The organism is Bacillus sp. ES1-5 (assembly GCF_022487605.1).
GTDB classification, from domain to species: Bacteria; Bacillota; Bacilli; order Bacillales; family Bacillaceae_G; genus Bacillus_A; species Bacillus_A wiedmannii.
On sequence record NZ_JAKVPU010000001.1, the window covers coordinates 381420 to 395927 of the forward strand.

The 14508-nt window shown below is 32.6% G+C and carries 16 protein-coding genes, 1 pseudogene and 1 other annotated feature; of the genes and pseudogenes, 5 read left to right on the plus strand and 12 right to left on the minus strand.

Annotated elements, in window-relative coordinates:
* Nucleotides 1-402 precede the first annotated feature (402 nt).
* Complete coding sequence (locus MKO96_RS02110; RefSeq protein ID WP_240586512.1) at nucleotides 403-1392, plus strand: aldo/keto reductase family protein; 990 nt, start codon at nucleotides 403-405, stop codon at nucleotides 1390-1392.
* A gap of 72 nt (nucleotides 1393-1464) precedes the next feature.
* Here MKO96_RS02110 and MKO96_RS02115 read toward each other — a convergent pair whose 3' ends face one another.
* Entirely contained in the window at nucleotides 1465-2358 is an 894-nt protein-coding gene (locus MKO96_RS02115) for a LysR family transcriptional regulator (protein WP_087980518.1), read from the minus strand.
* A 367-nt stretch (nucleotides 2359-2725) separates the two neighbouring features.
* Between MKO96_RS02115 and MKO96_RS02120 the strand changes: the two genes are divergently transcribed.
* The gene (locus tag MKO96_RS02120; protein WP_240586513.1) at nucleotides 2726-3352 is read left to right on the plus strand and encodes a DUF6518 family protein; all 627 of its coding nucleotides are present in this window, start codon (nucleotides 2726-2728) and stop codon (nucleotides 3350-3352) included.
* 465 nt (nucleotides 3353-3817) lie between these two features.
* Here MKO96_RS02120 and MKO96_RS02125 read toward each other — a convergent pair whose 3' ends face one another.
* The 3 genes from MKO96_RS02125 to MKO96_RS02135 form a co-directional block, all read right to left on the minus strand.
* Nucleotides 3818-4801 (minus strand): sensor histidine kinase, encoded by a 984-nt coding sequence (locus MKO96_RS02125; protein WP_087980516.1) that lies wholly within the window; start codon nucleotides 4799-4801, stop codon nucleotides 3818-3820.
* On the minus strand, nucleotides 4798-5505 hold the full coding sequence (locus tag MKO96_RS02130) for a response regulator transcription factor (protein ID WP_000238985.1): 708 nt from the start codon (nucleotides 5503-5505) through the stop codon (nucleotides 4798-4800). Before MKO96_RS02130 ends, MKO96_RS02125 begins: the two co-directional genes overlap by 4 nt.
* 126 nt (nucleotides 5506-5631) lie before the next feature.
* Nucleotides 5632-6546 carry an acetamidase/formamidase family protein gene (locus tag MKO96_RS02135; protein ID WP_087980515.1) on the minus strand — a complete coding sequence of 305 codons (915 nt, stop codon included), beginning with the start codon at nucleotides 6544-6546 and terminating at the stop codon, nucleotides 5632-5634.
* 156 nt (nucleotides 6547-6702) lie between these two features.
* On the opposite strand from MKO96_RS02135, the gene MKO96_RS02140 reads away from it, so the two are divergent.
* Nucleotides 6703-7131: a cell wall hydrolase gene (locus MKO96_RS02140; protein WP_048547071.1), complete on the plus strand. Its 429-nt coding sequence runs from the start codon at nucleotides 6703-6705 to the stop codon at nucleotides 7129-7131.
* 60 nt (nucleotides 7132-7191) lie between these two features.
* On the opposite strand, the gene lysS is transcribed toward MKO96_RS02140, so the two are convergent.
* Nucleotides 7192-8745, minus strand: coding sequence for a lysine--tRNA ligase (gene lysS / locus MKO96_RS02145; RefSeq protein WP_240586514.1), 1554 nt, complete (start codon nucleotides 8743-8745; stop codon nucleotides 7192-7194).
* A gap of 82 nt (nucleotides 8746-8827) precedes the next feature.
* Nucleotides 8828-9084, minus strand: a binding site (T-box leader).
* Nucleotides 9085-9151: 67 nt separating this feature from the next.
* Complete coding sequence (locus MKO96_RS02150) at nucleotides 9152-9322, minus strand: DUF2197 domain-containing protein (RefSeq protein WP_016134570.1); 171 nt, start codon at nucleotides 9320-9322, stop codon at nucleotides 9152-9154.
* 230 nt (nucleotides 9323-9552) lie between these two features.
* Here MKO96_RS02150 and MKO96_RS02155 point away from each other — a divergent pair, with 230 nt between their 5' ends.
* A complete protein-coding gene (locus MKO96_RS02155) occupies nucleotides 9553-10254 on the plus strand; it encodes a class I SAM-dependent methyltransferase (protein WP_240586515.1) in 702 nt (233 codons plus the stop codon).
* 251 nt (nucleotides 10255-10505) lie between these two features.
* On the opposite strand, the gene MKO96_RS02160 is transcribed toward MKO96_RS02155, so the two are convergent.
* The 4 genes and pseudogenes from MKO96_RS02160 to MKO96_RS02175 form a co-directional block, all read right to left on the minus strand.
* Nucleotides 10506-11135, minus strand: a complete 630-nt coding sequence (locus tag MKO96_RS02160) for a class I SAM-dependent methyltransferase (protein WP_240586516.1) — start codon at nucleotides 11133-11135, stop codon at nucleotides 10506-10508.
* A gap of 236 nt (nucleotides 11136-11371) precedes the next feature.
* Nucleotides 11372-11869 (minus strand): DUF421 domain-containing protein, encoded by a 498-nt coding sequence (locus MKO96_RS02165; protein WP_076537826.1) that lies wholly within the window; start codon nucleotides 11867-11869, stop codon nucleotides 11372-11374.
* Nucleotides 11870-12080: 211 nt separating this feature from the next.
* Nucleotides 12081-12248, minus strand: coding sequence for a hypothetical protein (locus tag MKO96_RS02170; RefSeq protein WP_048560991.1), 168 nt, complete (start codon nucleotides 12246-12248; stop codon nucleotides 12081-12083).
* Nucleotides 12249-12465: 217 nt separating this feature from the next.
* Nucleotides 12466-13392, minus strand: a pseudogene (locus tag MKO96_RS02175) (zinc-dependent alcohol dehydrogenase).
* A 111-nt stretch (nucleotides 13393-13503) separates the two neighbouring features.
* Between MKO96_RS02175 and MKO96_RS02180 the strand changes: the two are divergent.
* On the plus strand, nucleotides 13504-13746 hold the full coding sequence (locus MKO96_RS02180; RefSeq protein WP_240586517.1) for a hypothetical protein: 243 nt from the start codon (nucleotides 13504-13506) through the stop codon (nucleotides 13744-13746).
* Between the two features lie 27 nt (nucleotides 13747-13773).
* Here the strand turns inward: MKO96_RS02180 and MKO96_RS02185 are convergent, their stop codons facing one another.
* Entirely contained in the window at nucleotides 13774-13977 is a 204-nt protein-coding gene (locus tag MKO96_RS02185) for a hypothetical protein (protein WP_048560994.1), read from the minus strand.
* A 176-nt stretch (nucleotides 13978-14153) separates the two neighbouring features.
* On the minus strand, nucleotides 14154-14501 hold the full coding sequence (locus MKO96_RS02190; protein ID WP_240586518.1) for a peptidase associated/transthyretin-like domain-containing protein: 348 nt from the start codon (nucleotides 14499-14501) through the stop codon (nucleotides 14154-14156).
* Between the last annotated feature and the right edge of the window lie 7 nt (nucleotides 14502-14508).

A 14508-nucleotide genomic window follows, 5' to 3' on the forward strand; every position in this document is an offset into this window, starting at 1 on the left:
ATACCGTTGTATGGAAATTGGGCAGACTAATCCTATTTTTTATAAATTGAAATTTATTGAATTTCAACATTTAAAAATAAGATTAGTTAATCATCGTCCACCCATCATTCCTTTCCTTCATTAGTAACCATATTGTACCATGATAGTACTGTATGAGTAAATGAATTATATGTGCTGCTATAAAGATTGCTTTCTTCTAGGTCTATTTATCATTTCTTAACTTCATATTTAAAAAGTACAAATTACATTTGCTGTACCACTTGCTTTAGATTTCCCTAGTAATAAACTTCTAAGCACTCCTTCTTATATAATTTTTATATAACTGTATGATTAATTTTATATTATACATACTACATTTCAGTTTTTATAATAAAGTTATCATTTTTAAGGAGGGATTCTACAATGGAATTTAGAAAACTCGGAAACAGTGGATTAACAGTAAGTAAGATTGCATATGGTAACTGGATAAACCATGGTGGAAAAGTAAATGAAGATATTGCAAATGAATGTGTGAAAGCCGCATTAGATGTTGGAATTACAACGTTCGATACTGCAGATGTTTATTCAGACACTATTGCTGAGGAAGTGCTTGGCCGCTCTTTGAAAGGTATACGCCGAGAAAGTATAGAACTTTGTACAAAAGTATGTCATCCGACCGGACCTGGAAAAAATGATCGAGGTTTATCACGAAAACATATTATAGAAAATTGTAATGCATCGTTACAACGGCTACATACAGACTACATTGATGTCTATTATGCACATCGATTCGATACAACAACACCTCTGGAAGAAACAATGTTAGCTTTCTCAGATCTTGTAAGACAAGGGAAAGTCCTTTATTTAGGCGTAAGTGAATGGACATCGGAGCAAATCACACGCGGTGCAGCACTTGCACGAGAATTGAAAATCCCTCTTATTGCTAGCCAACCTCAATATTCGATGTTGTGGCGAGTTATAGAAACTAATGTGATTCCAACATGTCAACGTGAAGGACTTGGCCAAATTGTTTGGTCTCCCCTCGCACAAGGTATTCTCACTGGAAAATATCAACCAGGTAAACCACTCCCCGCCCAATCACGTGCTAATTCAGATGCAGGAAAACCCTTTTTCAACAAACTCGTACAACGTTGGATGAGTGATGATGTACTTACTGCTATCCAGAAACTTAACCCTATTGCACAAGAAATTAACCTCACCCTATCTCAACTCGCAATTGCTTGGGTGTTACAAAATCCAGCTGTTTCTTCTGCAATTATTGGCGCTTCAGATCCGGAGCAAATAAGAGAAAATGTAATTGCTTCTAGTGTTACATTGTCACCTGAAATTATGGGTCAAATTGATAGTGTACTAATAGGTTTCATTGAGTATGACCCAAGTAAAACAGGTTAAATCGTCAGTGACTTAACAATAAATATAGTACCTTTCCCAAATCACTACTGCCCATCCAATCAAGATGGGCCTTTACTTTTCGAATTGTGAAGTCGTATAAATCTCTCTAACAACTGCTAAGAAGTTCTCGAGCACGACAGACTTTTCATCCTGCCTCCATCCAGCGTATAAGTTTATTTCCGGTGTATGTTCCTCAATGTCTTTATATATGACTCCCGATTTTTTATAACTTTCCACCGATGATGGAACGACAGAAATTCCCATTCCTGCTGCAACTAAATTAACAATCGTCTGCATTTGAATTGCTTCTTGAACAATATTTAAACTTACTCCATGCTCCCAAAAGTAACTAATAATTAAATCATAAAAGTTAGTACCGAAATGACGAGGAAATAAAACAAATGGTTCATCTACTAGTTCTTTAATAGAAATATTAGGTAACGAAACTAATGCGTGATTTTCATGTAAAACCAATTTTAAACGTTCTTTAGAACAAACTTCGGAAGATAATATTTCATTATTCTGCTTAGAACGAATAAATCCAATATGAATTTGTTTTTCATAGAGTGCTTTTATTTGCTGGTCTGTTGTCATCTCGCGTAATATAAGCTGAATGTTAGGAAACCGTTCTCGAAATGTTATTAATATGTTTATAACCGTTTCTGTAGAATCGACAAAACCGATGATTAAATGCCCGATTTTCCCTTCCTCTACAAGCTGAGTTTCTTTAATCGTTCTTTCTACTTGAAGTAGCGTTTGTCGCGCACCTTCTAAAAAGATTTTCCCAGCATCAGTAAGCTCAACCATTCTCTTTGTCCTGTGAAGAAGTTGAACACCTAATTCTTCTTCCAACTTTCGAATTTCTTGACTTAAAGGCGGTTGTGCCATCATAAGACGTTCTGCCGCACGGCTAAAGTTTAATTCTTCTGCCACTGTTATGAAATATTTCATTTTACGAATATCCATTACAATCCCCCTAACGTTCACAACTAGGAAAAAAGCCCTCCTTCTAATAAATCGTAAATAAAAACAGGAGGAAAATATATCAATCCCTTTTCGTTTCTTTTTTATAATAAATCATTTCATAAAAATACGAGAGATTTATACTAAGTTGAATTACTTGTTTTGGGCAATTTCATTACTTGCATATATTATTTAATTTACCATTTGGTTGCGTAACGAGTTTTTGCTATTTTATTCACCTAATTATAAAAACAAAATGTTATTCGTTAGCCAATAATCACTTATTGTTTTTCGATAAATTTTTATTGATTACCCCATTGTAATAAGCTATTATATATTTACAGAAAATATTAATGTAAGGGTTGATTTTATGGACAGGGCGTTAAAAATCACAAAGTTAAATATGTTTTTAAAGATTTTGCTCATCCCGATTATAGTAGGGATTATTGTTGGTATACTAACTAAATTGGGGCAAGGTATACTTCCAGGACATTGGAATTCATTAGCTAATCTAGGAAGCGTTTGGTTAGTTCCATCCTTTTTTATGGCTAGCTTTAGTTATTCTAAGCGTACAGCTATACTTTCTGGTATCCTTGCACTACTCGGTATGGTATTAGGCTACTATGGTTATGCAATAGTTATTAAAAATGTAGCTCACTCTATTTATTTTATATCTGTATGGATTGTATGTGCATTTATAGGAGGAACTATCTTTGGAATTGCAGGTTTTCTATGGAAAGATACTACAAATCCACTTCATAAATTCGGAAGTGCACTTATTGGTGGAGTTTTTGTAACGGATGGACTTCACATTCTTTTAAATTTTGAAGACTATAGTCATATGTTACCTGTTGGATATACCGAAGTGATAGTCGGGATTATCTTGATTCTTGTATTAGAACGCTCTAATGCTAATCGAATTTCTTCTTTCTTAATGATGGTTCCTATCACTATTTTAGGATTAATTGGATATACATTATTAAGTTTGTTTACTTAATTACAATACTGTATCATGAAAAAACAAAAGACTAATTCTATTATAATCCACAAAACATATCACGAATTCGAACATTATACTTATTAATGTTGATACACTTATTCACAGGATAGATTCATGAAGCTATCTCTTTCAAGGGGGTGGCTTTTTTCTTACAAAAACTATTTATCAGCTTTTTATTAAATATTTCTAATTTAACAATCGTATTTATTATCGTGTCATTATACATACTAAGATTACCTTTTACCATTTCATATAATCGCTATAAAGTGAAACTTTAATCAGCGGGGATTTTCTCCATCTCCCACTGATTATTAGTTGAACCAATTGGACTTTTATGGGCAGTTGATCCCTAACTTCTTTGCTTTCGCTGAATTTTGAGGTGGGGATCTTACTGCCCATTAAAGCGGGATAAAGTAAGGCTAAAAAACTTATCTCCAAAGTTCTTTAGCCTAGTTCTCTTATTTACACATTAAAAAATATAATTCGTACAACGGTACCTTTACCAACTTCTGAATGGATTTCTACACTATGTCCTAATTGTTTCGTAATTTCATATACTAGATATAGCCCCATTCCAGTTGATTCTTTAAAATCTCTGCCATTTTCTCCTGTAAAGAAAGGTTTAAACACTCTTGGTAAATCTTGCTTCGGTATCCCTACGCCATTATCGGCAATTTCAAGTATAACTGTATTACCTTCCTTACAAGCTTTCACTTTAATCTTTTCTCTACTACCTGATGAATATTTAATCGCATTCGATAGTATTTGTCCAATTAAAAATTGTAACCATTTCGCATCACTTTCTACACTAATGTCCTTATCAATATTAAGCTCTGGATATACAAAATTCCGGATAAAGAAGCGTTTATGTTCATGTACAGAATCATTCACTATTTTATGTAGTTGTACTTTTTCCACATAAAAATCTTGTGTAAATGCTTCTAAACGTGCGACATACAGAGCCATCTCTAACCCCTTTTTCAGCCTATCTGTTTCCTCATTTATACTTTCAAAACGTGAATCGACTTCATCTTGTGTAATTAATTCTATTACAGATAAAGGTGTTTTCATTTGATGAATCCACTGATTCATAAAAGTTAAATGATCATTATTTTTTCTCTCTTGTATTTGCAGCTGATTTTGATAATGTCGATATTGCACCTCAAGTAGTTCTTGAAGAGCATCAGATAAAGCTGCAAAATCTGATTTTTGAACAGATTCATCCAAAGAGTTCAACGGATTTACTAATCTTTCATAGAAAGTACGATGAGTAAAATAACGAAATACTAAATAGCCTACCATAAAAAAGACACCTAAAAACATTGCATATAATGCCGTTGCAATATGGTTATGCCCATCAAACCAATATACAAGAAATATGGCTAGTAATTGGATTGCTGTAAAACAAATAAGTGGTATATGATCACGAATAAATAATCTTATCATTTCTCCATACCAGTATCCCAAGTAATATGTAATCTATAACCGACACTACGAATCGTTTCAATCGCATCTTCAATCTGTAACGTTTTTAACTTTTTTCGCACACGTGTTGTATTTACACTTAATGTATTATCATCAACATAAGATTCGCTATCCCATAATTTATTCAACAACACTTCTCTACCCACAACACGCGGATAATTTTTCATTAACATTTCTAATAAAATGGCTTCGTTTCTCGTTATATCAATCTCTTGATTACGCAATTTCAATACAAGCCTTTCGGGATATAAACAAAGACCTTGTTGCTCAACCATCCGTTCTTCTACTTTCGGTGCATAATCTCCGTAAGCACGTCTTAAATGACTACGAATTTTAGCCATTACAACTTCGTAATGGAATGGCTTTGAAATGAAATCATCGCCACCGTTTTCAAGCGCCATAACTTGATCCATCGTGCCTTCACGAGCCGAAATAAATAATATCGGACATGTAGAAACTCCGCGAATTTGACGACACCAATAGTACCCATCAAAACTTGGTAAATTAATATCTAATAAAACTAACTCTGGTTGTTCTTCTAAAAAAATGTTTAATACATTTTGAAAATCCGATACAATAATTCCTTCATACCCGTATTTCGCGACATGTGTTGATAATAGTTCTGCAATTTTCATATCGTCTTCTACAATCATAATTTTAACCATGTGTTTACTCCTTTTTCGATCCACAATCTTATATTCAATTATATAAAATAAATACTACCTGTTTTTATATCATCCGTAAATCAAAAAAGGATACTTTTATACAACAGTATCCTTCTTCTATTATTCTTATTTAATATGAAATTTACTCAAATTAAAACCTAGCTTCTCCACATAGTCCATACCTAGTTCCATTCGTGCTGTTTTCAGTGGATCTACAACTTGGCAAACTCTTAAATCGCCTGCAGCTGATAATAAAAGTGTTGCATCAGCTTTAGACATTTCTAATTCTTCATGTAAAAATGTCACCATATTACGTACAGCGCGATTCGCTGCATCATCTAACAATTTCTCTGAAGCAATCGTCATAAGTTTTTCTTTTTGGATCGCCATTGGTAGTGACCATTTCTTTCCTTTTATAATCTGAACAGTTACCGTCACCTCACCAGCAACCTCTACTCCACTAACACCAATTTCACCATCACCCATCGCTGCGTGTAAATCGCCTAATGCTAATAGAGCACCAGGAACATTTACAGGTAATAATAATGTTGTCCCTTCTTTTATCTCTTTACAATCCATATTCCCGCCGTGATCATGCGGTGTGCCACATGAAATGCTCTCTTCTTTCGGCGCAGTACCAATTACACCAATCATTGGATTAATCGGGATTTGCAGTTCATTTGAAAATAAAACATGTTCATTATGTATTGGGACAATTTTCACTGTATTTTCATTTAGCTCTTCACCCATTACACCAAGATTTGCACCTGTAGTTAACACGCCTTGCTCTGCAATTTTAATTTTTTCAATCGTTACGACTAAAATATCACCAGGTTCTGCACCTTTAATATATACAGGTCCAGTCGCCGGATTAATTCGGCTCCAATCTAATTCTTGAAACGCAACATCTTCAGAATCAATTTGATTCTCAAAGCAATCATATGTTTCAAATACAAGACGACTCCCAATTTCTACTTCCATACACGGTTTATTTTCTGGTGACATTGCGTAAATAATATGGTCTTTATGAATTCGATACATTTTATCTCTCCCCATTTATATTAGTCTACAATTACTAATTAGCTTTTTTCACAAAAGCTCCTTTGAAAAATTAATAAATTTACATATAGAAAAGCACCTAGCTTATTTTCATACATACACTCTTTACTATAACAGGTAAAGAAAGGTGGTAGCACTATGCCCCTTATTCCATATAACGAAAGCGATGTTGATTTGCTAGCTCGTTTAATTCGTGCTGAAGCTGAAGGAGAAGGTCGACAAGGTGAACAACTTGTTGGCTGCGTAGTAGTAAATCGTGTATTTTGTGATTGCTTAGATTTTAAACAACTTCGATCTGTACGTGATGCAGTATATCAAAGCCCTGGCGGATTTGAAGCAGTGCAATACGGATATTTTTATCAACGCGCTCGTGAATCAGAAAAAGATATCGCTAGAAAAGTTTTACAAGGTGAATGGCGCTGGCCAGCACGTTGGGCTCTTTGGTATTTCCGTCCAGTTGGTGCTTGTCCACCTGAATGGTATAATCAGCCGTTTGTAGGACAGTTTAAAAGTCATTGTTTTTATGAACCACGTGGTGATGAATGTCCGAAAATGTATTCACGGTAGCAAAATATGAAACGCAAGTACTTAGCTTAGATCTCTGAGTACTTGCGTTTCCTTTATTTTTTAGAAATCTAATAATGTGATGAATTTTTCAATGCCTACTACATGTATTAATAACGGTATACGTGGGCCGCTAGACTGATTTATAATGAGCCTATATATAATAATAAATAATTGTTTTTGATTTTCTTTCATTATTTTTTTATTTTCATGATGACAAATCGAATACAATTGTTCCATTAAGTTAGAGTAATCTTTGTTAGAACGAAGTATGTTGCAAACTTCTACTAACCATTCTTTCTGTCTTTCATCAAATGTGTTGTAAAACTCTGTATTTCTCTCTTGATTTACCGCAATTAATTTTTCAGATTGAAAGTTTCTTATCCAATACTCTGCGCGGTTACATATCGCTATCATAGCAACTAATGCATAACTCCTATCTGTTTTTTCTAATATACCTTGTAAAATAGATGAATCAAAATTTAATAGCGGTAACGTTCCAGCAACCTGATTAAACTTTGGATACTCTTTAAACCCGCTATCAACTTTAGAGAGTTTAATTGCATCAAATAAATCTTCATTTTTGAGCGTTTTATTTTCATAACTATCTTTTAATCGTTCATACTCTGTATAATTGCGAATCACATCTTCATCAAGGCCGATATGAAAAGCTGCGTTTGGTCTATATTTAGCAAACATAAAAAGAATCACTTCGGGCAAATACACTTTTAACAGCTCGCTAGGTGTAATACTATTCCCTGAAGAACTAGACATTTTTTCATGATTCCCTTTAATGCCAATGAAATCATAAGAAACATAATGAGGAGCTTCACGATTGAATATTTCCATCGCAATTTCCTTTGATACATTATAACTACCCGTTTCTGATGAATGATCTCTTCCACCCGGTTCAAAAATAACATCCTCTATCGTCCACCTCATCGGCCAATCGATTTTCCAATTCAATTTCATTTTATTTGTATTTAATACCGATAACTCATTTTCATTTCCACATTCACATTCATACCGTACTGTTTTTAATACTTCATCAAAATGTGTAATCGTTGTTGCATCTTTCCTGCATCTCTCACAATATAACGTAACCGGATAAAAGCTCTCTCGCTCTTCTTCACTACACTCCCCAGTTTTAAATCTCATTAAAATATCATATATTTCTTTTCTTTTATATAAAGCCTCTAATATGTTTTTGTTATACCTTCCGCTTCTATATTCAGCATGTTGGTATATGAATTCCACTTCAATCCCAAATACTTGAAGCGATTTCTCAAACTCTTTTTCAAAATGCTCTGCATACGAGTTATGACAGCCATATGGATCTGGAATATCACAGTATGGCATACCAATATATTTTGCAAAAGATGGATCAATATTTTTAGGGACTTTTCTAAACCTATCATAATCATCCCATGAAAATATAAAACGAGTCTTTTTCCCTAAATCTTGAAGTGCTCTTACAACGAAATAAGTCGTTATTATTTCGCGAAAGTTCCCGATATGAACAGAACCAGATGGACTGATTCCAGATGCGCAAACAAAAGTTTCTTTATTTGGATGTTTTCTAATTAATTCCTGTGCTACTTCATACGCCCAATGCATATGTTATTCACCTCAATTATTATTTGTTTTCATTTTTTCAAATTTATGCAATAAAAAAACTCCCACCCCCAAGATTATTCATCTTGAGGACGAGAGTTGTTAGCTTCGCGGTACCACCTCAGTTTGTTAATACGTCGCCATATTAACCTCTTCAGGTACGGCAAAATATGCTTATACCCTATCTCTATAACGGGAGAATCCGTCGCACCATCCCTAAACAAATTAGTTCCTTGCGCAGCTCCAAGTCTTTTTTCGTCAAGATGTATACCGCTCTTTCTCAGCTACCAGAGCTCTCTGTACGTATTCTTTCTTAACTACTCTTCTCTTCCATGCCACTTTATATATTAGTTTTTTTCATATGATAATTTATAATGCTTTTATTGTCAAACTTTTCCGGGCATAAAAGCTATCTAAATAAATGCTTTATCGCTTCTAATTGAATTTTATGGCTACATTCATCACAACAATATGTCCCCTTCGTTTTCTCTTTAAATCGTTTATATTTTTCACTACCTTCGTAAACACGAAATATATTTTTACAAGAAAAGCAAACAATTTCATAAAACATCATATGCATTTTCCTCTCCATGTTTATACATTTTTTTAATCACTTAATAAAATCAGTTTTCCACAGTAAAAATCTTAATATCTCTGGCTAACAGGTTTACCTATATTCTTATCGAATTATATAAATATCTTATAAAGCGAGGTGAAAATCTTGATCAGTAATATAGAATTAGTTTTAGATGCTTTAGCAAGTTTAGCTAAAGGACCTCGTTAGAATGAAAGTATTGGAGTTGAAACACAATGAATCGTATTAAATACATAAGACAAGAAGAAAAGAAATATCATGACCTTTGCTATGAACAATACAAACTATTTGAAACTGGCTCTTGGCTTTACAAACCGGTTAAAACAGTTATGGACTTAATGGAGTACTTTGAAGGACAAAATAACTTACAAGTACTTGATCTAGGCACTGGCGTTGGAAGAAATAGCATTCCAATTGCACAAATAATAAAAAATAATAACGGCACTGTTACTTGTGTGGACTTACTGGATTCCGCTTTAACAAAATTACAAATTTATAGTAAAGAACATGATGTTTTTGAAGTTATAAAAACAGAAAAAGCAGCAACTGAAAACTACTACATCCAACCTGATACTTTTGATTATATCGTTGCAGTATCAAGTTTAGAGCATGTTCAATCAGAAGAAGATTTAAAAAACGTGCTCCATTCTATGAAAAAAGGTACAAAGACTGGTGGTATCAATTGTTTAATTATTAACTCGAACATACAAGAAATTGACTTACATACGAACGAAAAATTAGATGCTTTAATTGAAATTAACCTTCCTACTGAACATATGATATATCTATTAAAAAGCATTTATAAGGAATGGCAAGAAATAAAAATTGAAATAAAAGAATTAGCTTATAATATAGTCCGAAACGAAAGAGAAATTCAATTAAAAACAAATGCTATTACGTTTGTCGTTCAGAAATAATCGTATAATAAAAATGTGACTCTTTCTCTCAGATTCATTTTTTGTATGAAATTTGTAACTTTAAATATTTATGAAACAAAAAATAAAAGAGCACTTGTTTCCGCAAGTGCTCTTTTTGGGGATTTTGAGATATCCTATTAAAGAAAGTTAAGGTTACTTAAAGTTAATAGGTATTTCTATTATATGCTTGTCCTTTTTATTTGTGCATAATCAATATATAAACATCTTTAGTAATTGTTAATAACTTTTATTTATAGTTCTTTCTTACATTTTATCATTAAGAAATTAATTGAAGGTTTATTTTCCATAATCTTATTTGGTTCATCAATTTCTGAAACTTGTACTAGCCCACATTTATTAAAATCTTGTTTTACAGATTCAGAATCATAGAAGAACATTTTTACGCCTTCCATTACCTCATAATAATCTTTATCCAACTGTTTTCCTTTTCCATACATTGGAGCTTTTTTAGAAACAGTTGTTAAAACCATATATCCACCTGGTTTTAACTGATTATAACAAGCTTTAATAAATTTCTCTCTTTCCTGCTCATTCAATAAATGAAGAAGTGCATGACTAAATATCCCATCATAAAGTTTATTATCAAAAGGCATTTCGTTTACCGAACCGTGATACATACTAACATCTTCTAGTCCGTTTTGCTCCGCTAAATCAATAGCCGTTTTTGAAATTTCAATACCTGTTACATTTATACTATTTTCGATAAACACCTTTGCGTTTCTTCCGTATCCAATACCAGGAACTAATATGTCCTTAACGTTCTTTTCTAGAAAAAAATCCTTTGTCAAAATTGCAGATTCTGTAGGCTCAAATCCCCACATCGTTTGTTTCTCAATAAAGCTTGATTCCCAAAATTCCATTATATTTCTATCTCCTTATTCTTATCTCATGTATAGCATCACATGAAAGACCTATTAATTTTAACGCTGCTTTTTTCCCCCACAGTCACTATAGGTCCATTGAATATAGCATATTAATAAGCCTATATCTAATTTAAAGATTGGCTGAATATCTATTCTAAATATTAACCATTACGTTTAGAGAAAATATAAAAAAGCCAATACTTCCGTGTAGTATTAGCTTATCTAAAGAGAAATTATTTTTTTATTTTTTGCTGACCTAATATTTTTTCTAGCATTTCTAAAGTTATCGGTTGCGCTTGCTGTATTAATCGGTAGCCAATACGGCCATTCGGTTCGGCCGTAACTTGCTGTAAACTCATTAAATCATGAATTCCTTTTTCTCTTAATTGCATATATAGTTGTTGTTCCGACATTTTCGCTTTCATCAAATTCTCTTTTACAATTTCTCCATTTTCAACAATTACAATGCTACTGCCATTTAGGAATTGCTCCACCTTCTTTGATTTCAATTCAAAAAAATGAATGATAAGAAGTATGCTTGCAAATATTACAGCTGCAAATATAGATGGGACTACTTTCCTACTTAATACAGGCTCTACAATAATACGTCCAATTGAAACTACTATAATTATTTCAGCTCTCGTCATTTGGCTAACAGAATTACTACCTGTCATTTTTAATGCAATCATTCCAGTAAGAATTAAAATAATACTTTCCCAAATCATATTCATAATTGCCCAATCCTTTAATGGTGAATGTTACTAGCATTCCCATTTCATATAGCATTCTAAATGCATTTTAATTAAACTTTTTTGTAAAAATCAAACTTACATATACTGAAAAAGAATCTATTTTGATCAATCTTTTTTCAATAAGGGTTTGATGATCCATCTTCCATTGTCAAAAAAATAAAAAGCACCCACATGGATGCATAGATTAAACTTATTCATTATTACTCTCTCCACTTTTATCATCAACTGATTTGGAGTCTAACATGCTGCCTATATCAGGCGGTAAAGCTAACTCTATACCAGCTACTGGTTGATTATCTTCATTAAACCATTGTTTCTTAAATTTACTCAATTCTTCATTTTTCTTATTTTCATCCATATTACCCCGCCTTTTATGTACATGATATTGAACACTTTACTTAATATGTACATTGAGAAAGATAATATACTATTTGTACATAATGAAAGAGCAACAATCCTTCTCTGTTTACGCAACCCTTTGTACCTAATAAAAATCCCAGTACATGCTACTCCTCGTTTTGTTATCATATTAGTGACCAAATATATGTGAGCTACGTGACAAGTACGTGGTCATTTTATTCATATGAGACAAATACTTTTAAAGGAGTAATTATCCGCTCACTTAATTCCTCAAAACATTTTTCAAGAGCAGTATGGTAAATTTCATGTTGAAAAATCTCTTCTATCCATGGCGTCTGTTCTATTTGATTAAAAAACAAATCTGCATGTTTTTGATAATCATATCCGTCACTTTAACCAATGATTTGCAATTCTTTTCGATAAAAGTCGGCGATTAATGTTAAGTCTTCTATATTACCATCAGAAAGAATACATATAGCCCCATTACTTTTAATAGCCTTTTGCAATGTGTGAAACCCTCTATTTGTAGCAGAACATTCCAAACCGTAATTATACGTATCTATAAGTTTCTCTTCCGAATCAAAGAGGTTTTTCGCACCAAACTTCTTTGCAAATTCTCTTCTATTTTTATTAGGCTCAACAACATCCACATGCTCAACACCTACATAGTATTTTAAAAAATAACAAGCGAGTAAACCAATCACTCCCATTCCAGTAATGAGTACTTTTTCATCCCGTCGCGGGTCTAGCTTCAATACCCCTTTAGCAGCATCACACGAAAGAATAGATAATAAAGCAACTTTAGATTTTATATAACTAGGCACTCGAATTACTTTATCTCCCTTAACTATTCCTACCGTTTCATGCCCATAAAAAGAAACTACTTTATCGCCTACTTTTAATTTTGTTACTTTATTACCAACTTGAATAACTTCACCATAACTTTCATATCCAGTTTTTCTTGGATAAATAGGATTTGTATCTGTATCATCCGATTCTTTATACTGTGGTAACTCTGCTCCAATACTTATTGCACCTGCGATTGTTTTAACGATAATTTCATCATCCTGTATAGACTTAATTTCGAGCGTTTCCCACTTAAGCCGTTTTGGTCCCTCTAAAACTAATTTATTTTGTTCCATTTATAACCCTCTCATTTTATAAAAATATATTCTCACTAAAATTAAAACAATGTATAATAGATTCATCTAAAATTTAAGCTATAAAGTTGGCTAGCACCCAACAGTGATAATATGATAATTGAATTTGATGGATATAGAATAAATGAGTATGTTATTGGCCGTAACTGTTCTCTAAACGAATTAAGAACACTGTATTTACATGTAAAGAATGAAGAGATATCTAATGAAGATCTTCTAAGCTTATTTTGTGTACAGTATCATTATGAAAAAATCCCAAAATTACTACAAGAAGACATCACGAGCGATGTTGTCATTGATTTAGATACGGACTATATTTATATCCCTAATAGATAACAGTAAACTAGATTGAATGAATAGAAATTACGATTCAGCTAAGAGTTTAATAAAATAAGTAATTGTCCAAATTACTGTCGCAAATTGAGTGACAAAATACATTGTCCATTCAAAACCAGTCAATTTCCTCTCTCGTCTTACCTTTTTTAAATATCTGTAAAATATAAATGTACTTAAAAACATTAGTAACAACGATAATTGTTGTAAATCATCGACTAAACGTACTGCCATAGACTCCATCACCCTCCTATTCAAAATAAACGCTACACTTTAAAGTTATCATTTATTGGTAGTTTATTTCCATTTAAATTTCTTATGTCCTAAATAAAAAGAGCACTCAGCTATTGAGTGCTCTAAAAAATATTAATTTTAGACTTATTCCTTGTAATGATTTCATGTAATTTCCCTTACTTTTTATAACTCAGTTCTATCACTTCCGGTATATGCTTGCTATCATATTTCCTCGTATAGGTTGCACCATCTGGAGTAACAAATTGTAATACAATCTCACCACAAACTCCATGTGGTATTTCAAATTCACCTTGTGCATTTGAAATGCTGCGTTCCTTACTTTCAATAGAATCTTCATGAATTTTCACATTAGATATAGGTTCGTTATTTTGATCTACGATAATACCTCTTGAATACTTACCAACTGCAATGCATTGAACATCTTTTTTATAAAATTTAATCACAACTATAGCTCCAATTATTATAGCGATACACACAAACAAGAGAATTATTTTGCGTCTCACAACAAAC

What these genes read in the sequence shown, in the direction of transcription:
- MKO96_RS02110 (WP_240586512.1), top strand. Translation starts at nt 403, where the DNA reads ATGGAATTTAGAAAACTCGGAAACAGTGGATTAACAGTAAGTAAGATT.
- MKO96_RS02115 (WP_087980518.1), bottom strand. Translation starts at nt 2,358, where the DNA reads ATGGATATTCGTAAAATGAAATATTTCATAACAGTGGCAGAAGAATTA.
- MKO96_RS02120 (WP_240586513.1), top strand. Translation starts at nt 2,726, where the DNA reads ATGGACAGGGCGTTAAAAATCACAAAGTTAAATATGTTTTTAAAGATT.
- MKO96_RS02125 (WP_087980516.1), bottom strand. Translation starts at nt 4,801, where the DNA reads ATGATAAGATTATTTATTCGTGATCATATACCACTTATTTGTTTTACA.
- MKO96_RS02130 (WP_000238985.1), bottom strand. Translation starts at nt 5,505, where the DNA reads ATGGTTAAAATTATGATTGTAGAAGACGATATGAAAATTGCAGAACTA.
- MKO96_RS02135 (WP_087980515.1), bottom strand. Translation starts at nt 6,546, where the DNA reads ATGTATCGAATTCATAAAGACCATATTATTTACGCAATGTCACCAGAA.
- MKO96_RS02140 (WP_048547071.1), top strand. Translation starts at nt 6,703, where the DNA reads ATGCCCCTTATTCCATATAACGAAAGCGATGTTGATTTGCTAGCTCGT.
- lysS (WP_240586514.1), bottom strand. Translation starts at nt 8,745, where the DNA reads ATGCATTGGGCGTATGAAGTAGCACAGGAATTAATTAGAAAACATCCA.
- MKO96_RS02150 (WP_016134570.1), bottom strand. Translation starts at nt 9,322, where the DNA reads ATGCATATGATGTTTTATGAAATTGTTTGCTTTTCTTGTAAAAATATA.
- MKO96_RS02155 (WP_240586515.1), top strand. Translation starts at nt 9,553, where the DNA reads ATGAATCGTATTAAATACATAAGACAAGAAGAAAAGAAATATCATGAC.
- MKO96_RS02160 (WP_240586516.1), bottom strand. Translation starts at nt 11,135, where the DNA reads ATGGAATTTTGGGAATCAAGCTTTATTGAGAAACAAACGATGTGGGGA.
- MKO96_RS02165 (WP_076537826.1), bottom strand. Translation starts at nt 11,869, where the DNA reads ATGAATATGATTTGGGAAAGTATTATTTTAATTCTTACTGGAATGATT.
- MKO96_RS02170 (WP_048560991.1), bottom strand. Translation starts at nt 12,248, where the DNA reads ATGGATGAAAATAAGAAAAATGAAGAATTGAGTAAATTTAAGAAACAA.
- MKO96_RS02180 (WP_240586517.1), top strand. Translation starts at nt 13,504, where the DNA reads ATGATAATTGAATTTGATGGATATAGAATAAATGAGTATGTTATTGGC.
- MKO96_RS02185 (WP_048560994.1), bottom strand. Translation starts at nt 13,977, where the DNA reads ATGGCAGTACGTTTAGTCGATGATTTACAACAATTATCGTTGTTACTA.